23 protein-coding genes are annotated in these 23,593 nt (G+C 44.2%); 9 read left to right on the plus strand and 14 right to left on the minus strand.

Annotation, left to right across the window (positions count from 1 at the left end; all coding sequences use genetic code 11):
* Window position 1: 1 nt before the first annotated feature.
* From B649_RS03510 to B649_RS03545, 8 genes are all read left to right on the plus strand, one after another.
* Window positions 2-385, plus strand: coding sequence for a hypothetical protein (locus tag B649_RS03510; protein WP_041192390.1), 384 nt, complete (start codon window positions 2-4; stop codon window positions 383-385).
* The gene (gene rsmD, locus B649_RS03515; protein ID WP_015653126.1) at window positions 375-962 is read left to right on the plus strand and encodes a 16S rRNA (guanine(966)-N(2))-methyltransferase RsmD; all 588 of its coding nucleotides are present in this window, start codon (window positions 375-377) and stop codon (window positions 960-962) included. Before B649_RS03510 ends, rsmD begins: the two co-directional genes overlap by 11 nt.
* Before the next feature lie 50 nt (window positions 963-1,012).
* Entirely contained in the window at window positions 1,013-2,059 is a 1,047-nt protein-coding gene (locus tag B649_RS03520; RefSeq protein ID WP_015653127.1) for a flagellar basal body P-ring protein FlgI, read from the plus strand.
* Window positions 2,059-2,352 carry a rod-binding protein gene (locus B649_RS03525; RefSeq protein WP_015653128.1) on the plus strand — a complete coding sequence of 98 codons (294 nt, stop codon included), beginning with the start codon at window positions 2,059-2,061 and terminating at the stop codon, window positions 2,350-2,352. The genes B649_RS03520 and B649_RS03525 overlap by 1 nt, the downstream gene beginning before the upstream one ends.
* A gap of 69 nt (window positions 2,353-2,421) precedes the next feature.
* Window positions 2,422-2,628 (plus strand): flagellar biosynthesis anti-sigma factor FlgM, encoded by a 207-nt coding sequence (locus B649_RS03530; RefSeq protein ID WP_015653129.1) that lies wholly within the window; start codon window positions 2,422-2,424, stop codon window positions 2,626-2,628.
* A 17-nt stretch (window positions 2,629-2,645) separates the two neighbouring features.
* Complete coding sequence (locus tag B649_RS03535; RefSeq protein ID WP_015653130.1) at window positions 2,646-3,074, plus strand: hypothetical protein; 429 nt, start codon at window positions 2,646-2,648, stop codon at window positions 3,072-3,074.
* Window position 3,075: 1 nt separating this feature from the next.
* Window positions 3,076-4,917: a flagellar hook-associated protein FlgK gene (flgK, locus tag B649_RS03540; protein ID WP_015653131.1), complete on the plus strand. Its 1,842-nt coding sequence runs from the start codon at window positions 3,076-3,078 to the stop codon at window positions 4,915-4,917.
* The gene (locus tag B649_RS03545; RefSeq protein ID WP_015653132.1) at window positions 4,917-5,711 is read left to right on the plus strand and encodes an ABC transporter permease; all 795 of its coding nucleotides are present in this window, start codon (window positions 4,917-4,919) and stop codon (window positions 5,709-5,711) included. Before flgK ends, B649_RS03545 begins: the two co-directional genes overlap by 1 nt.
* 10 nt (window positions 5,712-5,721) lie before the next feature.
* Here B649_RS03545 and B649_RS03550 read toward each other — a convergent pair whose 3' ends face one another.
* The 3 genes from B649_RS03550 to B649_RS03560 are packed head-to-tail and all read right to left on the minus strand — an operon-like array spanning window position 5,722 to window position 8,866.
* Window positions 5,722-6,258 carry a hypothetical protein gene (locus B649_RS03550; protein WP_015653133.1) on the minus strand — a complete coding sequence of 179 codons (537 nt, stop codon included), beginning with the start codon at window positions 6,256-6,258 and terminating at the stop codon, window positions 5,722-5,724.
* On the minus strand, window positions 6,255-8,312 hold the full coding sequence (locus B649_RS03555) for a TonB-dependent receptor (RefSeq protein WP_015653134.1): 2,058 nt from the start codon (window positions 8,310-8,312) through the stop codon (window positions 6,255-6,257). The genes B649_RS03550 and B649_RS03555 overlap by 4 nt, the downstream gene beginning before the upstream one ends.
* The gene (locus B649_RS03560) at window positions 8,309-8,866 is read right to left on the minus strand and encodes a GNAT family N-acyltransferase (protein ID WP_015653135.1); all 558 of its coding nucleotides are present in this window, start codon (window positions 8,864-8,866) and stop codon (window positions 8,309-8,311) included. The genes B649_RS03555 and B649_RS03560 overlap by 4 nt, the downstream gene beginning before the upstream one ends.
* 205 nt (window positions 8,867-9,071) lie before the next feature.
* Between B649_RS03560 and B649_RS12075 the strand changes: the two genes are divergently transcribed.
* A complete protein-coding gene (locus B649_RS12075; RefSeq protein WP_015653136.1) occupies window positions 9,072-10,991 on the plus strand; it encodes an EAL domain-containing protein in 1,920 nt (639 codons plus the stop codon).
* Here B649_RS12075 and B649_RS03570 read toward each other — a convergent pair.
* The 11 genes from B649_RS03570 to B649_RS03620 form a co-directional block, all read right to left on the minus strand.
* Window positions 10,983-12,161, minus strand: coding sequence for a glutathionylspermidine synthase family protein (locus tag B649_RS03570; protein WP_015653137.1), 1,179 nt, complete (start codon window positions 12,159-12,161; stop codon window positions 10,983-10,985). The two genes, B649_RS12075 and B649_RS03570, sit on opposite strands and share 9 nt — an antisense overlap.
* A 2-nt stretch (window positions 12,162-12,163) precedes the next feature.
* Window positions 12,164-12,739, minus strand: a complete 576-nt coding sequence (locus B649_RS03575) for a hypothetical protein (protein WP_015653138.1) — start codon at window positions 12,737-12,739, stop codon at window positions 12,164-12,166.
* A 10-nt stretch (window positions 12,740-12,749) separates the two neighbouring features.
* Window positions 12,750-13,181, minus strand: coding sequence for a hypothetical protein (locus B649_RS03580; RefSeq protein WP_015653139.1), 432 nt, complete (start codon window positions 13,179-13,181; stop codon window positions 12,750-12,752).
* 3 nt (window positions 13,182-13,184) lie between these two features.
* Window positions 13,185-16,442, minus strand: coding sequence for a carbamoyl-phosphate synthase large subunit (carB, locus tag B649_RS03585; RefSeq protein WP_015653140.1), 3,258 nt, complete (start codon window positions 16,440-16,442; stop codon window positions 13,185-13,187).
* Window positions 16,443-16,508: 66 nt separating this feature from the next.
* Window positions 16,509-17,270 carry a rod shape-determining protein MreC gene (gene mreC / locus B649_RS03590; protein WP_015653141.1) on the minus strand — a complete coding sequence of 254 codons (762 nt, stop codon included), beginning with the start codon at window positions 17,268-17,270 and terminating at the stop codon, window positions 16,509-16,511.
* A complete protein-coding gene (locus B649_RS03595; protein ID WP_015653142.1) occupies window positions 17,263-18,300 on the minus strand; it encodes a rod shape-determining protein in 1,038 nt (345 codons plus the stop codon). The genes mreC and B649_RS03595 overlap by 8 nt, the downstream gene beginning before the upstream one ends.
* 8 nt (window positions 18,301-18,308) lie before the next feature.
* A complete protein-coding gene (gene clpX, locus B649_RS03600; RefSeq protein WP_015653143.1) occupies window positions 18,309-19,541 on the minus strand; it encodes an ATP-dependent Clp protease ATP-binding subunit ClpX in 1,233 nt (410 codons plus the stop codon).
* The gene (lpxA, locus tag B649_RS03605; protein ID WP_015653144.1) at window positions 19,538-20,323 is read right to left on the minus strand and encodes an acyl-ACP--UDP-N-acetylglucosamine O-acyltransferase; all 786 of its coding nucleotides are present in this window, start codon (window positions 20,321-20,323) and stop codon (window positions 19,538-19,540) included. The genes clpX and lpxA overlap by 4 nt, the downstream gene beginning before the upstream one ends.
* 5 nt (window positions 20,324-20,328) lie before the next feature.
* Window positions 20,329-20,772 carry a 3-hydroxyacyl-ACP dehydratase FabZ gene (gene fabZ / locus B649_RS03610; protein WP_015653145.1) on the minus strand — a complete coding sequence of 148 codons (444 nt, stop codon included), beginning with the start codon at window positions 20,770-20,772 and terminating at the stop codon, window positions 20,329-20,331.
* Between the two features lie 81 nt (window positions 20,773-20,853).
* The gene (locus B649_RS03615; protein WP_015653146.1) at window positions 20,854-22,458 is read right to left on the minus strand and encodes a cation:proton antiporter; all 1,605 of its coding nucleotides are present in this window, start codon (window positions 22,456-22,458) and stop codon (window positions 20,854-20,856) included.
* 53 nt (window positions 22,459-22,511) lie between these two features.
* Window positions 22,512-23,591 (minus strand): epoxyqueuosine reductase QueH, encoded by a 1,080-nt coding sequence (locus B649_RS03620; RefSeq protein WP_041192391.1) that lies wholly within the window; start codon window positions 23,589-23,591, stop codon window positions 22,512-22,514.
* Window positions 23,592-23,593 lie beyond the last annotated feature (2 nt).

The following is a 23,593-nucleotide window of genomic DNA, read 5'->3' on the forward strand; positions in this document are numbered from 1 at the left end:
TTTGAAGGTAGCTATACAGTGTGATTCGCCATTGTTGCAGCGCTCATTGGAGCTTTTTCTCGATGGGCATTTGAGCTCGCTACGCCAGTGCGATATTTTGATTCGGGATAAAGATATTCGTGATGAGCAGCACCCTACATTTGTTATTGGTGTGGATGAGGGCTCCGAGTTGATCAAGCCGTTTTCCAAAGCCCAATTGCTCCATGCCCTCAATCAAAAATTTGATTCTCAAAAAAATAGCCCTGCTATTGTCGAAGATGAGGTTATGGTCTCAGATGAAGAGGAAAAGGTGAGTTTTGAAATCCTAGAACGTCACATCGAGAAGCTAACCCTCGAATATCAAGCAAATATCCTCAAAGCAGTACGAGCATTTTATGAAAAATAACCCCACCATTACGAAAAAAATCATTGCCGGAAAATATAAGGGGAAAACCCTGAAACTTCCCTCCAAAGAGACGACCCGAAGTTCGAAAGGGATTGTGCTGGAATCTTTTTTTAACACACTTCAGTTTGATATTATCGATGCGGTATTGGTTGAAGTTTTCTCGGGAAGCGGTTCTATCGGCCTCGAAGCATTGAGCCGAGGAGCTAAAAAGATCATTTTTATGGAAAAAGATCGTGATGCGATCAAAACATTGCGTGAAAATATTGCCCAAACCGACCCGAGGGCATGTGAAATTCTCGAAGGGGACAGTTTCAGTAACATCACTCAGGTAAAAAAGCGTCTCGCAGCACTCGGTGAGAGTGCTTTTATCTACGTTGATCCCCCTTTTTCAATCCGTGAGGGGATGGAGGAGATATACGATAAAACCATCGATATGATCGCCTCACTTCCTCTGGAAATGGCGACTTTGATTATCATCGAACACATGAGTACCCTCGAACTCCCCGATGCTATCGGTCACTTTAATCGACTAAAATTCAAAAAATTCGGAAAAACGTCTCTTACCTATTATACATAAATCCATTATGGAATAAACTTTGCTTTATCCTTTGATAATAAAGGATTGGCATGAGAATTTTTATACTACTTTTTTGCTTACTAAGCCTCTCTCAAGCAGCCCGCATCAGCGAAGTCGCGAATATCGTCGGGGTACGGGATAATCAGATTATCGGTTACTCGCTTGTCGTCGGTTTGAAAAAAACGGGTGACGGTACTACCTCTAAATTCACCCTTCAATCGATCGCCAATATGCTCAAAGCGATGAACATCGATATGAATCCGGTCGATATCAAATCCAAAAACGTTGCCGCTGTCGTTGTTACGGCTAAATTTGCTCCGTTTGCCCGTCAAGGGGATGCATTTGATGTCGTCGTATCCTCTATCGGTGATGCAAAATCGCTCGAAGGCGGAACACTGCTTATGACACCTCTCAAAGGGGTGGATGGTAAAATTTACGCATTAGCTCAAGGTTCTATCAGCATCGGCGGTAAAAATGAAAAAGGTTCCGGTGCTGAATCGCATCCGACGGTCGGAATGGTATACGGCGGCGGTTTAGTGGAACGTGAAATCAACCAAGATCTTTACCATCAACAGAACGCGACACTTTCTCTTAAATCATCCAATTTTGCCAACTCGGTAGCGATTCAAAATGCTATTAATGCCAAATACCGTTCGAATGTTGCCACAGCCGTTGATCCAAGAACGATTCAACTACAATTACCGCAAAATCGATCAATGGTTGAATTTTTAGCGGAAGTACAAAATCTCGATATCGAGTACGCGCAAGAGCAAAAAATCATCATTAATGAACGTACGGGAACCATCGTTGCGGGTGTGGATGTAGAGGTCAAACCGGTTGTTATTACCCAAGGGGATATTACCGTGAAAATCCTCGCTCAAAATTCGGTCGCAAAACCCGCAGGCAGTGTCACGATGGATAAAAGTCTTGTAATCGGGTTGAATGAAAATGAAGTTTACACGGAGAAAGGGACAACGACGGTTGCCAATATCGCACGATCTCTTCAAAAACTTGGAGCTAATCCAAAGCAAATGATCTCGATTTTTCAGGCGATGAAAAGTGCCGGAGCCATCACGGTTGATTTGGAGGTTATCTAATGGATATCTCTAGTGTATCGTATAACAAAGCTGTCCCAACCATCGGAACCAAAGAGGGGGATAAAGCTCTGCGGGAGAAAACCGATCAGTTTGAAGCGATTATTGTGAAAATGATGCTTGATGAAGCGATGAAAGAGGAAAAAAACCTCTTTAGCAGTGTCAATGATCCCGGTGATAAAATTTTTAAATCGATGTATCGTGAAGAATTATCGAATGCCAGTGCCGGTGGATTCGGATTTTCTCAAATGCTATACGAACACCTTAGTCAAAAGGGTGCGAAAATAGAGAAATAGACTAAATTTTTTGTGGTTTTGGCCGATATGGTATGTACACATCATAAACGGATAAAATAAGGATTCACCATGATCTCAAGTGTGAACGGCTCACTCATTCGAGGAGCATACCAAGAACCATCACAAAAAACCAAAGAGCAGGAGAAATCCGTGCAATCTATTACGAAACAAGGTGACACAAGCCGTATCGAAGAGTTAAAAGCTTCGATTGAAAAAGGTGAATACCGTGTCGATATCGAATCTTTGGCCAAGCGCATTGCGCAAGAGCTGACCTAAAGCAGAAGGAGTTTATGATGTTGTCTTATCAATTACAAAGCGCTATCAAAGATCTCGAGGCACTTATCTCATTATCCAGAGAAGACATCGATGATATCAAAGAGGCAAATCATAATCCGCAATTTGATCGTTTAGCGATTAAAGAAGAGAAAATTAAAAATTTTGAACATAAAAAAGCGATGATTGATCGCGAGATTTCAAAATTGATGACACAACATCCTTCTCGTCCTCTTTCCGAGCTTTTAGATAATGAACAACATCAGCAACTCGATTCACTTAAAGTACATTTATCACTGCTTCGAGAAGTGAATCAACAATACGCAAAAATGGTTTTAAGTGTCGGCTCGTTTTACAATACCCTTTTAGAACGGGTTGTTCCGACACAAATGGAGGGGTATCAAAAAGTCGCCTCTGCAGAATCCTCATTTTTGGAAGTGAGAGCATAAAATGGCATCTATCTTTAACGCCTTGCACATTGGATACAGTGCATTAAATGCGGCGCAAATTGCTATTGATACGACAGGGCACAATATATCCAATGCAGAGACAGAAGGGTATAACCGCCAGCGTGTCGTTACAGCAGCGGCATATCCGATCAGCATCGATCCGGGCCAACGTGGAAATGGGACGCAAATTACTGAAATCACCCGTGTTTTCGATAAATTTGTCTTTAACCGTTACACTACGTCGGCGCAAAACAAAGAATATTCAGATAGTTTGAAAAAGAATCTTGAAGAGCTTTCAACCTACTTTCCTGAGATAGATGATGTCGGTATTAAAAATGACATGCAAAACTATTTTGATATGTGGCAGTCGTTGGCAAATAATCCAAGCAACAGTTCTTTAAAAGTAGCCTTAGCGCAGCAGGCGCAAACTCTCTCCCAGCACATTACTGAAACCCGTTCACAAATTGCGGGATTACAAAGCTCTCTCAACGAGCAGGTTAAAGTAAATATTGATGAAGTAAACCGTATTGCAGAGCAGATTGCCGGATTGAACAAATCGATTAATGAAGAAGAAGCCGGCGGGCTGAATAACGCCAATGATTTACGAGATCAGCGCAATAAATTAGAGATGACACTTTCTAAGCTCATCGGTTCAAAAGTTTTGGTCGGTCAAATAGAGAGCCGAAACGATATTGATAGCAATATTGCTATAGAAGATGGGAGCTATACGATTCAAGTCGGAGGGTTCAATCTCGTTGACGGGCATAGTTTTCATCCTATCGGTGTTGATAACTTAGGGAATCAAAACGGCTATAATGATTTGTATTATGAGCGCCAAGACGGTGTCAAAATTCCGTTTGCCAGTAATATTACCGGAGGAAAAGTTGGGGCGTTGCTAGAGCTTCGCGGTTCTATCATAGGTGATAACGGTGAGTTTGAAGACGGGTTTTTACAAGAGACACTTAATAATCTTGATACGTTTGCTCGCGGTATGATTGAGAGTACCAACAATCTCTACGCACAGAGTGCGACTTCTTCGATGCGTACGAATACATTGAGTTTCAGCTCAACGGATGCGTTGATGAATACGGATGAAAATTTTAATACTGGAACCTTCGATGTTGTTGTATATGATATCGACGGCAATGAAGTGGGAAGACGCTCGATAACGATAAACGACACAACAGTCATGGAAGACAGTCCGCTTACTGCTAATAGTATTATTGGACAAATGCGGGCATCCGTTGATGATAACAGTGATAATAACGCGCTAAATGATATTGATGATATCTTGACTCCTGGGTTTGCATCGAATGTTTTTCAGATTAATTTGAACTCTTCTTATGCATCACAAGGGTATACGTTTGCGATTGAAGATCAGGGGACAAACTTTGCCGGTGTTACAGGGGTAAACCGATTTTTTGACGGTTATGATGCTAAAACTATGGATTTGAATACGAATTTAAAAAATGATCCGACACTCATTAAAGGGCATAAATCACCTGCTGAAGGTGATAATCAGACCGCGTTGGATATGGTAGAGCTTCAATTTTCATCGATTATGTTTAAAAATGGAACCGATACTTCATCAGATACAGTGTACGGATATTTTGACTCTTTGGTGACCAAAATTGGGACGAAAACAAATTCGGCGATCCTCAGTAATGAATCGATCACGGCGCAATACAATGCGGTCAAACAAGAGTACGATTCGGTATCCAAAGTGAGTATCGATGAAGAGTTGGCAAATCTCATCCGTTATCAAACCTCATACGGTGCTGCGGCAAAAATCATTACGACGATAGATCAGATGATGACCACCTTGCTCGGCATAAAGCAGTAATGCCTTTTTTGAGTATTGCCGTTTTGTTCGCGGTAATCTTTTTTTCCTTCATCGGACCGTATTTTTATACGGCTGATCCCCTTTATTTAGACTCTCGCGCCATTTTGCTTGCTCCATCGATGGAACATTGGTTCGGTACAGACCGATTGGGGCGTGATTTGCTAGTGCGTTTGATGGAAGGTGGACAAGTGTCACTGTTGATTGGATTTGCAAGCGCTCTTATCTCTACACTAATCGGTTTGCTTTATGGGGTGAGTGCGGCATTGCTGCGCGGCGGTTATGATAGAGTCTTTATCATCATTGTGGACCTCTTTTTAACTTTTCCGACATTGTTTTTACTGTTAACGCTGGTCAGTTATGTCAATGCATCGATTTGGGTACTGGTGCTTATTATTTCAATGACTGGGTGGATGGGGACAGCACGCTTGATACGCTCAGAGAGCTTTGCAATAGCCTCCAAACCCTATATCCGTATTTTGCACATCGCGCATATTCATCCGCTTACAATCATGCTCAAATATTATGCGCCCCTGTTGGCTCCAATCGTATTGGTCAGCTTTACTTTCGGGGTAGGGGGGGCGATTTTAGCCGAATCAGGGCTCTCCTTTTTGGGTCTAGGGATTGTTGCTCCGCAGATGAGCTGGGGAAGCATCCTCAGCGGCGGTAAAGAGGTGATCGATATCGCGTGGTGGGTAAGCTTTTTCCCCGGATTAATGATCTTTATCGTTACGTTTTCATTGATGAATATCTCCAATGCGCTTCAAGCGCGAATGAATCAAAAAGAGGTACGATAGTGGTGAAACATTATTGAATGATTCTCGAAATTTCGAGTAGGCTATCGGGGAATGAAAAATGGTTGTTCCGAAGCGCTTTCGCATTGATGAGGATGATGGGGGTCCTCTCCATCCGAATTGAGAGCAATAGGCCGTCTTCACCCAATTTGTCTGCATCGTAAAGCGCTGTAATCGCACCCGATGCTCCCACAGCGTTATGAACTTTATTAAGCTGCGACAAGCTCGCTTTGAGGGCATAAATAAAGTGATAGGATGTTGATCCGTCAAGTTTATCGAACGGAAGCGCTGTTGCGTTGATCGGACGACCGTTAAGACGACCATTGAATTTAGACATTAATATTTTGATACACAATGCGGCTGTATCATCATCTCCGTGGTCGTAAGCAATCAAAATTTTGATGGGAGATTTCGTATTAGATGAAAGAAAATTTCTTTCTAATACGGCAATTTTTGGCAGTAAAGAGAGCTGAGTCTCGAGTAAAAATGGATCATAAGAGGCACTCCATCCGGCAGTGCAAAGTAAAATACTTATCAGAAGACGTTTCAAAATGTTCCCCTGAAAGTAAATAAAAATGTACGCCCGGTTGAGGGATAATCTCCATCATAGGTATTGTTTTGACTTGGGTAAAATTCATTTTTATCGAAAATATTTTTAGCTGTGAGTTGAATTTCACTTTGAATTTTCGGAAGTTTATATCCTATGGAAGTGTCAACTATACCGATGGCTTTCATAGCACCGCGCGTATCAGCTGATGTTCTTGGGGTTGCACTTTGCCAGCGTCCGGACAGTGAGCCATACCAGTTTGCATCGAGAGTATGCGTGATAAATCCGCGTGCGGTATTGCTCGGAGCATTGGGGAGCGTTGTACCACTGTCATCTTCTGCCCAAATACGAGTGAATGCGGCATAAAAAGAGGTGCTATCGTAACGTTTACGCCATTCGGCCTCGAATCCTCTAATCTTGCTCTCTGATCCGTTTATGTATTCGTAGCGTGATAGTGTGTTATTGTATTGGGGATAAATTTGATTCTCATTGCTGAGATGAAAAAAGTTGATAGAGAGGGTGTGATCGGTCTCAAAGCGATGAATGAATTGGGTTTCATAGGCCACAACGGTTTCTGGAACGAGGTCTGGATTACCCCATCTTGCTTTGTTGTTGAGGGTAAACATCTCTTGCCATGAGGGATTTCTATGGGCGCGGGAGATTGAAAATTTGATGAGATTTTCCGGATCAATAGTATATAAGAGTGCGACGCGCGGATCTACTTGGGCTGACAAGTTATTACGTTTGTCTATGGTCAATGAGGCATAGCCGCTTAATGAAGAGGAGATCACTCTCTCATAGGTCAGATAGGTTGTGATATTGCTGATGGAGCCGGTTGGGCTGAAAAAAGGGAGAATCTCAGAATAGTCACTCATCCCCGTTCCAGTGTCACGATTGGTCGTTACGGTTTTTTCTGAAGTAACACTGCTCCATGATTTACCCACTCCGAACGTTGCTTCGCCTGCGAGTATAGTGCCGGAGAGGGAATTATTGACTTGATAGGTTTGGATAATTGCTTCATGATTACCGTAAAACCCATTTGGATAGTTAACAATGACAGTAGGTGGTGTGAGCGAAGGGAGGATGAGTCCCGATGGGGCTAAAAGAGAATGGCTGATAAAGCTGTCTTGTACCATTCCTGCTTGAAATATTCCCCTGAAGTTATCTAGATTGTAGTGCGCTCCGGCACGAATTTGCCATTGATCGATATTGTAGTGATCCCCATCAGCTGCAAGAGCATAGTTAATCCCCCCCTCTGATCCGTGACGGTAAGAGGAGATGCGTCCATCGGCAAAAAAATCTCCTTTGGAGAGGGAGAGTGAAAACATGGTGGCATCCGTTGAGGAAGGAGCATTGCCGGAGCGAGAGAGGTGCGCATTCGCATTGCCGAGAAGATTATTGGAAAGACCGTCTTGATCATAAGAGAGGGAGAGATTATCGTGTACGGTGTAGATATCTGCCGCCAAAGTGAAATCGTTATCCTTCATTGCATAGGTAGCACCGGCTTTATAGGTATTATGAGTACCGGCTGACATAAACCAGCGCCCATTTTTTTCACTATCCGGTTCTTTTTTATACGTTGTTACTACAATGGAACCGGCATAGCCCCAGTGCCCATCGCTGTAACTGCCGGGACCACGGACAATTTCGATCCGTTTGATCATATCGATCGGCATGGTTAGATACGCAGTATAGCCATCAAAAAAAAGATCGTTAACTTCGATACCGTCAATAATGAGTTTGCTTTGACCGTAAGCAACGGGATTGGATCCTCGAATGACCGGATTAAATAAAGAGAGATTATCGCTGGCAATGTTGACTCCGGCAGTAAGTGCAAGTGCCTCTTTGAGTGAGGATGCACCGGCTCGGGAAAGTTCTTCGCCCTCAAAGACGGTCATAATATAGGGGAGATAATCAATATTGGCCCGCTGGTTTTTTGCGGTTTGGGCAATGGTATTGATGTCGCTTGTAAGATTATTGAAAAGGTTTGAATCTGTCTCAGCCGCAAAAAGGGTAAAAGGAATGAGTAGCAACGCCAGAGAAAAATGAGTTCTCATCGGTTCTCTTTCAGGGATGCGGTATAGTCTTGGAGCCGCAAAAGTATAGGATAGCGTTCAGTACCGACGTGAAATTGAAGCGGACCGATGGGGCGATAGAGCAAACGAGATTGATTCAGGAGGCGTAGAAAACGGGGCCCAACGGCTCCGATCCATTGGTTGATTTCATAATTGGCCGAAACGCGATTAATTTCCTTTTGCATCGTTTGAAGGACCTTTATCGTTTTTCTGAAAGCTCTTTGGTCGGACGCGACGGTAATCCGTGAAATTTCGGCAGTTTGCTGAATATCCTGCAGTTTTTCCGAATCAATGACCATGGTGTTGAGTGTCGGTAAACCAAGGGGAGTATTCGGAAGAATGAGGCGGCAGGACGCGATCAGAAGATCTTGTTCCCAGACACCGAATAAAAGGGCATGATCATCATAGGTATCATATTCGATCCGTTGCCCATCCTCTCTGGGGGTAAAAAAATTGAACTCTTCGACAAAAACATCATAGCGTTGCCGCAAAATAGCGTTCTGTTCCGCTACTGAAGATGAGAGGTGGCAGTTCAATGATTTCACCCTTTGTACGTTCTAAGGAGATAAGATAGTATACAAACCGTTAAGCATAGCTGAAATAATAAGGTTTGGTAAAGATTGGATAAATAAATTAGATAGTATATTACACAGGTTAAAATGCTGATTTATTTTTTGTATTATTTTCTATAGAAGCACACTACACTTATTCAGAATGTTTTTTTATGTACAAAGGTTAGTTATGTATCGCTCTAAAAGTCGTTTGTCTTATAAAGTTGTTGGTTCATTAATTCTCGTTTTTGTAGTGATTTTTGTTACGTTTGGATGGGCAATTAGTACGACATTTGAAAATACAAAACGGGTTTCCGAAAAACAAAAAGCCGATTTGTTGTTGCAAACGATTGATAAATCGCTGCAAATGACACTCTATTTAAAATTTTATGATCAAATCGAAGAAAAAGTTTCCTCGGTGGTTTCGGTTCCCGATGTCATAGAACTATCCATTAGGGATCACAATGGCAAAGAGTTATATGTTTATCGTAACAACACACAAAAGGCACTTTCCCGAGATAAAGTGATTTCACTAACGCATCAGCTCAAGGAACCTACATTGGGGCAATCCATGGGAACAGTTACATTGTATTACAGTGATTTGGCATATGATGAGACGCGTCAATCCATGCATAAAGTTTTTTACGGTGTGGGGTTGAGTGCTGCGCTGATATTTTTCTTGGCAGTATGGTGGGTACGCTATCTTCTCTCTCCTTTGAATCAGATTTCTCAAAAAGTACGTCATTATCGTCCCGGTGATCAGTTGGTATTAGAAGAAAACGGTAGTGCTGAAATAGAACAGATTGTTACCGCATTTAATGCAATGCAAGATACAACACACCTTTATCTGACTCAAATGGAAGCGATGAATAGCTCTCTTGAAGGTGCTGTGAGGGAAAAAACGCTTGAATTGGAGAATCAATATTACAGTGATCTATTGACCGGTTTACCTAACCGATTTAGACTGCAAGAGAAATTGCTCCAAGGAGAAATCACCGCTCTGGCGATTGTAAATGTGGATGATTTTAAAGAGGTAAATGATTTTTTCGGAATTGATATCGGTGATGAAATACTGAAACAAATCGGTGCTTGGCTGAATGTATTATCGGGTTCATGTTATCGTTTGGGAAGTGATGAGTTCGCATTAACATTTACAAACTTGATGAATCAGGATGAATTGGAACATCGTTTGATTACCTTGATCACTCTTTTGGATGAAAAGACTTTTATGGTCAACGAAGAGAGTCTGAATATCAGGGTGACTATCGGCGTTGCTTTAGGTAGCGAAACAGTGTTGACACGTGCCGATATCGCTTTACATTACGCCAAACAGAATAAAAAACCGATTGCTTTTTACGATCAAGAAGAACGGGTAGAGGAACTTTATCGTTCAAATTTGACAATGGCATCCGATGTGCGCAGAGCTCTTTTTGAACATCGTATTGTTTGTCATTACCAGCCGATTGTAGATTTTAGAACAGGTGAAATCAAAAAATATGAAACATTGGTCCGAATGATTGATGATGGAGGAAATATTGTCCCACCAATGGAGTTTTTGCCAATTGCAAAGCAAACCAAGCTTTATCCACAAATCACGCTTGAAGTGGTTTATCAAGCGTGCAAGCTTTTTGCTTTACGCAGCGAGGAATTTTCTATCAATTTATCCGATAGTGATATCCGTAACCCGCATACCGTTAATGAAATCATTCGAACTATTACCCAAACGGGTACTGCAAATCGGGTCGTATTTGAGATTTTGGAATCCGAGGGAATCGAGAGCTATGCTGAAGTAACACAGTTTATTACACAGGTTAAGGCGCTGGGTGCGAAAATAGCAATTGATGATTTTGGAACGGGGTACTCTAATTTTGAAAATATTCTCAAATTGAATGTCGACTATATCAAAATAGACGGTTCGCTCATACGAGAAATTAGCGGTAATCGTCGTCACCATATTATCGTTGAAACCATTATCGAATTTGCACATAAAATCGGTGCAAAGACGATTGCGGAGTTTGTTTCAAATGAAGAGATTTACGATACGCTCAAACAATTAGATGTTGATTATTCACAAGGATACTTTACCGGTAAACCGACATCACTATCGTAAAACATGCCCCACAAATTTTGACATATTACCTAGAATTTTCCCGCCGCGTCGGAATCCTAAACCGCACGCTTCGTAGGCGAAAAAGACCCCCGCTTGATAGCAGTTGCCTTGAGAATCTTTTGGAAACTCGACGTACTCTTGGTAGATCGGTTTGAAATTACCGTACGGCCCGTCGTTCGCTTCGATCACAGCGCCTGAGGCATCCATAATGCGCACATTGGCACCTTCACGCCCGAACATCCGTTTCTCCACATGCGCTACCCCTTTGAGAGGCTCGAACGAGGTTTTAAGCAAATAGGGAGAATCCGGGAAGAGATCGCACAGAATTTTCATCATCCCTTTGGACTGGAAGAGGAGGGTATAGGCCGGATTGAGGATAATCGCTTTTTGGTTGGTCATAATGGTAGTGAGCTGTGTCGCCAGTTCCGGTTCTTCGATCGCAATATCTTCCCACGGATAAAGTTTAAACCAATACTCGTATGGCTCTTCGGCACGGTCGTAAATCCCTTCGTCATCAAACTTTACGCCGCCAAGAGGTTCAAAGGAGGTTTCGAATCCTGCATCAATGGCCATTTGTTGCAGCAGACGTACCGTTTGTTCTTCTTCGATATTTCCGCTGATAGAGCTAAAGAGGATTTTCCAGCCATCGTAATGTTTTTCAAAGTCGCTTGGATCATCGAAAAGGGTGACGAGGCGACGGAAATTATCGCTGAATGCTTCATAAATATTGTTAAATTGACGCTCTTCGTCCATACCGTTGTGTTTGAGCAGTGCCCATTGAAGTATTGCAGTCTCAAAGAGTGAGGTGGGGGTATCGGCATTAAACTCGATCAGTTTGATCGGCGTTCCGTTGATCCCGCCTGAGAGATCGAATCGTCCATAGAGATGCCAATGGACATCGTTTTCCCAGCTTTTTTTGATCGCCTCAATGAGGTTAAAGGGGATACCGAGATCAAAAAAGAGGTTATTATCGATTACGTGCTGAGCTGCAGCGGCATACATATCGTAGAGTTCATTGACCGCTTCATAATACGCTTCGGCTTCGGCATCGGTGACAACAACGAGTTCATTGGCAATGTACTTGCTCTCATCGTTATCGGTATGCCATCCGAATCCGAATTCTTCTAATGTACGATCATCGATCGCTTTGATGTTTTGGAGGGCTACCATACTCATCCTCCGAAACTGCTGCTGGAAGAGGTGCTTTTGGAAGCGGAATTGCCGAAGAAACTTTTTTTCTGGGTGTTTGAAGTCGCTGAGCTTTTTCCTCCGGCAGAGGAGCGATGATAGGCTGAACGGTTGGACATATCTTGATGTCTTTGAACATTTTTGTTGTTCATCAACATGTTTCCGATCATATTTCCGAGCAATGCTCCCCCCGCAGCGGCAAGGATAGTTCCACCAAGCCCCATCCCCTCACTGTGCGGTTCGGCGTTAAGTTCTGATTGACCTGCTTCCATCTTTTTATACTCTTGGTCAGCGAGTTCTTTCATCTCCGCTTCGCTCATAACCCGTTCGGTAACGGTACCGTTTTCATCGGTCTCTTTGATAATCGCTCGGCTTGGTCCCTCTGTCGGCATCTCTTCAACGATAACGTATTTTCCGCTGCTCAGTTGTTCGACAACGAGGAATTTGTTTTGTGCTTCCGCTTGTTCTTCAGGAGCGCTTTGGCACCCACTGAGGGCGCTGAGGACGACGAGTCCCATTGTACCCATCATGATATGTTTTGCAGAGGTGAAATGTTTCATGGTTAATCTCCTATCGTAATTGTTTTAAGTGGGTGGTGTTGAGGACAAAAATTTTTGAGGCACTTTGTTCATGAAGACCGCGATAATCTTCAACAATAATATCACTAACAGCGCGGCAAAAAGTATTATCGAAGTTTTTCCCGCCCTCATTGGCAGAGGTGGAATAGAGCCACCCATAAGGCTGAATGAGACGTGCGTGATCCGGGTCTTTGACATAGCGGAATGCTTGGTTTTTGACAATAAATGTCGTTTTGGTACTATGACGAACACGGTGCTTGTGGAGTGGTGGAATACGGATATCGTGACACAAAACTTTGAGATCTGCGTAGACTTTTAAAAAGGGTTTATTTCCTGCACGCCCTTTAATCTCTTCTAAACGTTTAGCATTTTGAGAGAGAAAACCGACGGTAGTGTCGGTTTGGGCGAGGATGATTTTGTTCATTGCTTAAGAGAGAAGATAATCTTGGAGTGCGTGAGGTTCCATCCAGCTATCATCTTGCATATGTCCCATCGCTTCAATAGCGGCGCGTGCGGCACTTAGGGTCGTAAAATACGGTGTTCCCATACGCAATACGATTTGGCGAATCTGCTCAGCATCTTTTTTGGATGTTTTGTTATCGGAAGTATTGATGGCAAGAGAAATTTCTCCGTTTTTCATCACATCTTCGATATTAGGACGCCCTTCAGAGATTTTAAGAACTGCTTCACACGGGATACCTGCTTCCTCAATCACTTTTTGAGTTCCGCGCGTTGCGACAAGGTTAAACCCTTGTTTGTGTAATCCGCGTGCGATTTCAGGAGCGTGAATTTTATCCATCTCGATGAATGAGAGGAAACACGTTCCTGAGGTAGGAATTTTGTTTCCGGCGGCCAACTGGCTTTTCGCGAAGCTGACACCAAAATTTTCACTGATACCCATAACTTCACCGGTTGATTTCATCTCAGGAGAGAGGACCAAATCGGCACCGTAGAGTTTATTGAACGGGAATACCGCTTCTTTGATCGCAACATGCCCTTTGAGGCGTGGTTTGAGTAAACCGTCTGCTTCCATAACGATATTGTAGTTATCGTAGAATTTCAATGCATTACGGAGTGTATCACCCACCATTACACGGGTTGCAACTTTGGCCAACGGCATTCCGGTCGCTTTGGAAACAAACGGCACAGTACGAGAAGCACGAGGGTTTACTTCGATGAGGTAAACCTCGTTTTGGTAGATCGCGTATTGGATGTTTAGCATTCCAATGACACCGAGCCCCAAAGCAATTTTTTTGGTTTGTTGTTCGACTTGCGCTTGAAGTTCAGCACTGAGACTTACCGGAGGGAGTGAACATGCACTGTCTCCAGAGTGAATCCCTGCCTCTTCGATGTGCTGCATAACGGAGCCGATGTAGACATCCGTGCCGTCACTGATAGCATCGACATCCAGTTCTACCGCTTGATCAAGGAATTTATCGACGAGTACCGGAGAGTCGTTACTGACCGATACGGCGACATCCATGTAGGTACGGAGTTCATCTTCGTTATAGACGATACGCATTGCACGTCCGCCCAAAACGTATGAAGGACGTACAAGAACCGGATAACCGAGTTCTTCCGCTACCTTAAATGCCTGCTCTTTGGTCATTGCAATACCGTTTTCCGGCTGTTTCAACCCCTGCTCGACAACAAAAGCCGAAAATTTTTCACGGTTTTCTGCCAAGTCGATCACTTCAGCCGATGTTCCGGCGATTTTAGCACCGATTTCATGGAGGCCGTTCGCAAGTTTAAGCGGTGTTTGTCCTCCGAAGTGAACGATGATACCATCGGGTTGTTCCGCTTCGACGATGGAGCGGACGTGTTCAAAATCAATCGGCTCGAAATAGAGGACGTCTGAAGTATCGTAATCGGTAGAGACGGTTTCAGGGTTACAGTTGACCATGATGGTCTCGATCCCCATCTCTTTAAGGGCGAATGATGCGTGAACACAGCAGTAGTCGAATTCGATCCCCTGACCGATACGGTTTGGTCCGCCGCCTAAGATCATTACTTTTTTCTTGTCGCTTTGACGCGGTGCTTGAAGTCCTAGACGGGTGATATTGGTCGTTGAATAGAGATATGGGGTTAATGAACCGAACTCTGCCGCACAGGTATCGACTTCATTGTATTCGAATGCGATTCCGAGAGCTTTACGTGCGTCGTATACATCATTTTCTTTTGCACTTCCGCCATTTAAAGTGATTAGACGGGCAATATTTTTATCCGAAAACCCTTCGGTTTTGAGACGGCGAAGCTGTGCTTCATCGCTAAGCGTTGCTGTTGTGATCATTTTTTCTTGAGCGATAATTTCTTCAATTTGGGTTAGGAACCACGGATCGATTTTAGAGAGTTCAAATACCTCTTCTTTTGAAAGTCCCATACGGAACCCTTGTCCGACGTAGAGAATACGTTCCGCATTCGGGCGACGGATTTCATGTTTAACAAACTCAAGATCACCATCAATCGGATCGAATCCACTAAGACCTGTCTCTAGTGAGCAGAGGGCTTTTTGAACCGATTCTTTGAACGTACGGCCGATTGCCATTGCTTCACCGACCGATTTCATACTCGTAGTAAGGGTTGATTCCGCTTCCGGGAATTTTTCAAACGTAAAGCGTGGAACTTTGGTGACGATGTAGTCGATGACCGGTTCAAATGCCGCAGGGGTTCCTGTGATGTCGTTGGTGATCTCATCGAGGGTAAATCCGACGGCGAGGAGGGTTGCAACTTTGGCGATCGGATATCCGGTCGCTTTCGAAGCCAGTGCCGATGAACGTGATACACGCGGATTCATTTCGATAACGATCATACGTCCGGTTTCAGGATTGACGGAAAATTGTACGTTTGAGCCACCGGTATCGACACCGATTTCTCTAAGAATAGCGAACGATGCGTCACGCATACGCTGATACTCTTTATCGGTCAATGTGAGGGCAGGGGCAATGGTGATGGAGTCACCTGTATGGACACCCATCGGGTCGAAGTTTTCGATGGAGCAGACGATGATACAGTTATCGTTGCGGTCACGGATAACTTCCATCTCGTATTCTTTCCATCCCAGGAGTGACTCTTCGATCAAGATTTCGGTGATCGGAGATTCGTCGAGTCCGCGTTGAGCGAGCATCTTGAACTCATCGATGTTGTACGCAACACCGCTTCCTCCACCGGCTAAGGTATACGACGCTCGGATTATGATCGGAAATCCGATCGCTTCGGCAGCAGCCATCGCCTCTTCCATATTGTAGGCATAACGGGAAATCGGCAAGTCCATTCCGATTTTTACCATGCACTCTTTGAACGCTTGTCGGTCTTCCCCTTTTTTGATGGCGCTTGGGTTGGCACCGAGAAATTCGATCCCCTCAAGCATCCCGAGTTCATGCATTTTCATAGCGGCGTTAAGTGCCGTTTGCCCTCCCATGGTAGGCAAAATAGCATCAACGTTCTCTTTTTTGATGATTTCGGCGATAATTTCGGGTTTGATAGGTTCGATGTAGGTACGATCGGCAAATTCGGGGTCGGTCATAATCGTTGCCGGATTCGAGTTGATCAAAACTACGCGGTAACCGAGTTCTTTGAGCGTTTTGACCGCTTGTGTCCCGGAGTAGTCAAATTCGCAGGCTTGACCGATGACGATCGGGCCTGATCCGATGAGTAATATCGTTTTGATGTCGTCGCGTTTTGGCATTGAGACCCCTCGTCATAAAAATTTTATTATTATAGACGAGAAGCACTTAAAATCGGATTACAAGCGCTATCTTACTTGCGTTATGACATGAAAATAGGCGGGATTTTTGCCGTAGAAATAGGGTTCGATAACAGCGCTTTGATAGCCGCTGGCTTTAGTAATGGAGAGCACTTTCCCTACTTTTAAACCGGACATAAAGATACGGTCCAATCCAGAGGTGAGTACTTCGTCTCCGACAGATATCGGAATCCATGTAGGGATAAATTCTACGATCAAATGCCGTCCGTTGTTTCCGCGTACAATTCCGGGTGCCATGGAAGTTCCGACATTCACGGCATATGAACTTTTTACATCGCCGTTTAGCAGTGCTATGGGGCGCTTGTTATTCGCAACAACGATTCCTGCCGTATAACCGCGATACAGAAGGCCATAAACACGTTTGGGATCAAATTTATCCATTTCTATCCATACGCGGTGGGGATCGCCGAAACGGACATAGGAGAGGGTACGGACTAGTGCGGTTTGAGGTGTCGTTTTGAAATTGCTGTTATGCTCTTGAAGCAATTTTTGGTATTCATCGGCGATTTGATGAAGATTGAGTAACTCTTGCTCGTAAAAGCGATTTTTTTGGCGTAAATCAATGATGGTTGATTGTTGGTTGAAATGTTCATCAATGGCATGTTGAATCGATTCTGCCGCGTTATGATAAGTGGTTTTGAGTGCAAGATTAAGATGGATAATAGGAGATTGGAGTAAATTGGTAAAATAGAGTGCTCCACCCACCAAAATGGCGAGCAGTGCCGCAGCACTTAAGGTTTGTTTATTCATTATCGAAAAGTTCGTGGAGTTGATCGATCTCTTCGAGTGCACGGCCGGTTCCGCGAGCAACACACAAGAGTGGCTCATCGGCTACGTAAACCGGAATTTTGATGATTTCAGAAATATATTTATCAAGCTGACGGATCAGTGCTCCGCCTCCGGTGAGGATAACACCGTTGTTGACGATATCGCCTGCCAAATCAGGAGGCATATTTTCTAAGACATCACGAATCGCTTCGAGAATCTCTTTGAGCGGATCACGCATCGCTTCACGGGCATCTTCGCTGGAGAGTTCAATCGATGTCAATAACCCTTCAACTTGGTCACGTCCGTTGATAATCATTTTAAGCTCTTGCGCGAGCGGCATTGCAGTACCGATATTGATTTTGATATCTTCGGCAATACGCTCACCGATAAGAAGATTGTACTTGCGTTTGACGTAATCCATGATAGCACGGTCGATTTTATCTCCCGCAACACGGATAGAACGGCAAAGAACGAGACCGCCGAGTGAGATAACACCGATTTCGGTAGTCCCTCCACCGATATCGACGACAATATTCCCTTTCGGTTCACGGATATCGATCCCCGCACCGATTGCCGCTGCCATAGGCTCATCGATCAAATAAACTTCACGAGCTCCGGCACTCATAGCCGATTCACGTACCGCTTTTCGCTCTACTTGGGTCAAGCCGTAAGGGATACAGATGATGATACGCGGGCTGATGAGACTGCTGCGTCCGTGAGCTTTTTCGATAAATTTACGGATCATTTTTTCCGTCATATCAAAATCAGCGATGACACCGTCTCTCATAGGGCGGATTGCTTTGATATTGCCCGGAGTTTTACCGACCATCTCTTTGGCTTCACGACCTACGGCAAGGACCCGTTGTTGACCGTATTTTTCCATTTTTACGGCAACAACAGAGGGCTCATTGATGATGATCCCTTTTCCTTTGGCAATTACGATGGTATTTGCCGTTCCTAAATCGATAGAGAGATCGTTTGAGAACATTCCGATTAGTTTATTAAATAGCATTGACTCTCCTATGCGCTTTTTTGAGTTGATTTTTTAATGTATACCGGAGATACATTCTCTTCGACGACTTCTTTGGTAATTAATACTTCATAACCATTGTATTCCGGGAGTTCATACATTGTATCTCCCATTGTCTCTTCCATGATGGCACGAAGTCCGCGTGCACCTGTTTTGCGTGCCAATGCTTTGGCCGCGATCGCATTGAGCGCCTCATTGTCAAAGGTGAGCTCGACATCGTCGATGGCAAACAGTTTGGTGTATTGTTTTACCAGAGAGTTTTTCGGTTCGGTGAGGATACGAACCATCTCTTCTTCGGTAATTTTGTTAAGTGATGCGATGATCGGCAGACGACCGATCAACTCAGGGATAAGGCCGTAACTGACCAAATCATCGGGCTCTACGTTTTCAAAGCTGTCATCGATATCGGTAGTGCTCCGTTTGTCATGTCCGAAGCCCATGACATTTTTCCCTTTTTTACGTTCTAGAATCTGTCCGAGGCCATCAAACGCTCCGCCGCAGATAAAGAGGATACCGGATGTATCAATTTGGATAAAGTCTTGATTCGGGTGTTTGCGCCCACCCTTAGGTGGGATGTTGACCACGGCACCTTCGATGATTTTAAGGAGTGCTTGTTGTACCCCTTCACCCGATACGTCACGGGTGATGGAACGGTTCTCAGACATACGGGAAATTTTATCGATTTCGTCGATAAAAACAATCCCCTGCTGTGCTCGTTCAACATCGCCATCCGCCGCTTGGAGGAGTTTGGTAAGGATGTTTTCAACATCTTCACCGACGTATCCCGCTTCGGTGAGGCTGGTTGCATCCGCGATAGCGATAGGGACATTAAGGACACGGGCGATGGTTTGCGCCATCAGTGTTTTACCGCTTCCCGTCGGTCCGATGAGAAGGACATTGGATTTGGCAATTTCCGTTTCATCTTCAATCTGCGTATGTTTAAAAATACGTTTGTAGTGGTTGTAAACGGCCACCGATAAGAGTTTTCGTGCCCTCTGTTGACCGATAATATATTGTCCCAAAAAGGTATTGAGTTCTTTAGGGGTTAAAAGCTCAGTTGCTTTGTGCTCATGCGCGGTTGCACTTTCACCTTCGGAGTCTCCGAACATGATTTTATACGCGGAAAAGACACAGTTCTTACAAATATAGACATTATTTCCGGCGATGAGCGGGTTGTGATCGCTCTCTTGAGCGTCACAGAAACTGCAATGGCGGTGAATCATGATTGATTCCTTTCATAGGGGATACCACGTTTGGTGTTAACGATAAAATTACACAAATTTTTAACAAATTCGCTTGTTGCGCTCTCAAGCAAAGCGATCGCTTGCTCTTGGAGAGGTTTTCCTGACTCAAACAGTTCGCGGTAAGCGATGCGAAGAGCGTCGATATCAGTGCGTTCGACATGACGGCGTAATCCGTTGAGATTCAATCCGCGCAACACTGCACGATTTCCCTCAGCCAAACAATAGGGAGGAACATCTTGAGAAAGGGCAGATGCTCCCGCGATCATGGCATAATCGCCGATTTTAACAAACTGATGAATAGGTGTCATCCCGCCGATAACGGCGTAGTTCCCCATCTCAACATGTCCTGCCAATGTCGCGGCATTGGCAAGGATACAATAATCCCCGATGATAACGTCGTGACCCAAATGGACGTATCCCATAAAAAGATTATGGTTCCCGACAACGGTTTTACCTCCGCCCCCCGCAGTACCCGGATTAAAGAGGGTAAATTCGCGGATTTTGTTGTGATCACCAATAATGAGTTCAACCTCTTCACCGGCGTATTTTAAATCCTGCGGAACGGAACCGAGTACGGCGTGTGAAAAAATCTCGTTGTATTCGCCGATGGTTGTGTTTCCGTAAATACACGTCCCCTGAGCGATTTTTGTCCCTTTGCCGATTTTACTCTTGCCGGAGATAAAACAAAATGCCCCTATTTCGACATCTTCGCCTATGAGGGCACCCTCTTCGATAATGGCGTGTGGTGAAATCAAACTCATACGACCTACTTGTCTACGATCATAGCTTTGAGTTCAGCTTCACTGACAAGTGCATCGTCAACGTAAGCTTTCCCCTCTAGCACCCAAATCGATCCTTTGTGTTTTACGACGGTCATTCGGTATTCCAAGCGATCTCCCGGACGGACTGGGGCACGAAATTTCGCACCGTCGATACTCATAAAGTAAACTACTTTACGGGCTGCTTCTTCTTCGGTCATGTCCATACTTTGGAAAGCGAGGATTCCGCCGGCTTGCGCCATTCCCTCTAAAATCATAACACCAGGATAAATTGGATGACCCGGAAAATGGCCTTCAAAAATCTGTTCACCGATAGTGACGTTTTTGTAACCGATTAATGACTCATTGGGAGTAATAGCAGTAACGCGATCAACAAGGAGAAAAGGAAAACGGTGGGGTAAAATTTTTTGAATTTGAACGACATCTATCATATTTGTAAACACCTTGGGTAAAAAATCGCCCAATTTTACCGCAAAAACTGTTAATAAATGATAATGAGGTTCCAACTTACTTTAAGAACAGCTTTTAAATGCCCGTTTTACCAATAAATCAGCAATTTCAAAGCTGGCATCAACAAATTCAAGTTCGCTCAAATCTCTCAAATTTTTACGTTCTTCAACACTGTCGATTTTAATAATAACATGGGCCTTTTTATCATAATGCAGAACCGCTTCACTGATGAGTCGCCGGTTTTGCTCACCGCTCATCGTGATGATGATCGCCTGAGCTTCTTTGACCATCAACGATTCCAAAACGGGGAGTTTGTTCAAGTGACCGAAATAGGCCATATAACCCAGTTTTCTGGCGTGCAAAACGTGTTTTAGGTTGTCGGAAATGATGATGAAGTTCGCCCCTTTAGATTGTAACGAAGCAGCGACAATTTTACCCAATGTCGCAAAACCTGCGACGATAATGTGATCTTGGCGTTCGATAGGGGTAATGACATCCGACTCATAAAACTCTTTTTCAAAATAGGAGGAGAGTTTGTAAATATTCCCGATGATAAAGGGGGTGAGGATCATTGAAATGACGCTGACCAAGATTAAAAAGCTTGCCATCTCTTCACTAATCAGTTTTTGTGCCCCCGCCAAAGCAAAAATAGCAAAAGAGAACTCTCCGATTTGGGCGAGCGAAAGGGCGGTTTTGGCGGAGGTGTTTTTGTCTGAGTTGCGTCGAATGATCGCATAGATAACGACCGCTTTAAAAAGCATGGCAAAAATGAAAACAAACGTAATAATGTGGATGTTTTCGGCAAAGTAGAACATGTCAATCTTGGTTCCGACGCCGAAGAAAAAAGCCCCTAAAAGGAGGTCTTTATAGGTGGCGATATCGGACTCTACTTTGACGCTAAATCGGGTATCGGCGATGATCATTCCTGCGATAAACGCCCCCAGCGAGTAGGTGAATCCCATACTGTGTGCGAGAAGTGCCGCACCGATGAGGATGGAGAAAACGGAGCCTAAAAAAAGCTCTTCTAGCTCTGTTTTGGCTGAAAACTGCAAAAGAGCATTAACGATTTTATCTCCGAGGGTAAACATAAAAACGACGACGAAAATGGCGGAGAGGATCGTTTTCCACAATACTTCGCCCAACGAGAGGGTGTCATTCGATAAAAAGGTGATGAGGAGCAAAATCGGGATGACCGCGAGGTCTTGAAAAATCAATATCCCCATCGATTTTTGCCCGTAAGGGGTGTGGATATCTTTGGACTCTTTCAGATAGGTGAGGACGATGGCGGTTGATGAGAGGGAAAATGCCAAAGAGATGATCAGTGACGTATTGAAATCGAGACGAAATAGATAATGGGAGAGCAAAAAGATCACGACAACGCTGAACACGACCTGCAGCAGGCCGTTGGTGAGAAGAATCTCTTTCATCTTTTTGATCTTCTCTAAACTCAATTCCAGCCCGATCGTAAACATCAAAAAGACGATCCCGAACTCCCCGATAAAATCGAGTGAATCGTTCGCCGAGCCATTGAAGCCAAAAAGGGTACTCACGATCGTCCCTGTCGTGATATAGCCGATAATATGAGAGATACCGAATCGCTTTAGGATGATGTTGAGAACTGTCGCGATGGCTACGGTTAAAAAGATTGATAAGAGTAAAGTTTCCATAGAGACATTATAGTGCAAGGTGTGTGCTAGGGGTGATTAAAAAGTGGGCGATGTTACAGAATCAGGAGTTTTTCTCTCGTATCTTCATACGTTTTTGTCTCTAATAGAAGGGTGATTTTAGCGGTCGGAATCTCATCCACGACAATGATCGCCGAGGTGTTGTAAGGGTTGCCGCTAAGAGTAGAACGTAATGCCATTTCAGTTTCGACGGACGGTGCATTAAACATCAACTCTTGGGTATTTTGATACGACGATGCGGTGAGGGTATTGAAAGTCTCTAAAGTGATAAAGCGTACCTCTTCGCGGCTGAGAAAAAACTGCCCCTCTATCTCAAAATCAATTTTTCCCTCGGTGGAGGTGCGGTTGATGGTGGAGTAGAAGAGGGGGTAAGAGGGGATAACACAATCACCCACTTTTACCGATGCACACAGCAGGCGGTAGTTTAAAAAGCGCTCTTTGATGATGCGATAGTTGATACCTTGATCTTCGAGATTCATCCGTTTTGTGTAGAGTTCCAAACGCTCTTCGATGGAAGCGGGAAGGATTTGGCGGGTGAGGGGAGAGAACATCTCATCCATCAATCGATGCTGTTGATCCCGCTGCATGGTGAGGCCGTAAATACAGCCGCAGTAGTCCTGTCGGTAAAGCTGTTCTTCTTTGCTGACACGGCTTTGGTCATTGGTTCCGCCGTTTTTACGGTAATCAAAGGCGATAAATTCGACACCGTGAGAGGCGTGAAATGCATCACCCGATTTTTTGAGCTGATCTTGGGATTTTTTTGGGCTGACGAGGAGTGTGGTGGTCATCGTCTGCTCACCAAGTTCGAGCGCTTTATGCGCACTTACTTCAAAACGACGATCAAAGCACACTTCACAGCGTGCCCCCTTTTCCGGCTCTTTTTCCAATCCTCGGACGGCATCCATCCAGTTTTCATAATCATAGGGGCCTTCTATCAGCTCAATCCCCAGTTTTTGACAGCTACGTTCTACATCAAGGAGTCGGAGTTGGTATTCGCTGTAAGGGTGGATATTGGGATCATAGAAGAACCCGACGAGTTTTTCGTCGGGGTATTCCTGCTGTAGCTTCTCCATAAAGAAATGGGAATCGACACTGCAGCAGATGTGAACTAGCATAA

The sequence above is a fragment of the Candidatus Sulfuricurvum sp. RIFRC-1 genome, from assembly GCF_000310245.1.
In the GTDB taxonomy this organism is placed as follows: Bacteria; Campylobacterota; Campylobacteria; order Campylobacterales; family Sulfurimonadaceae; genus Sulfuricurvum.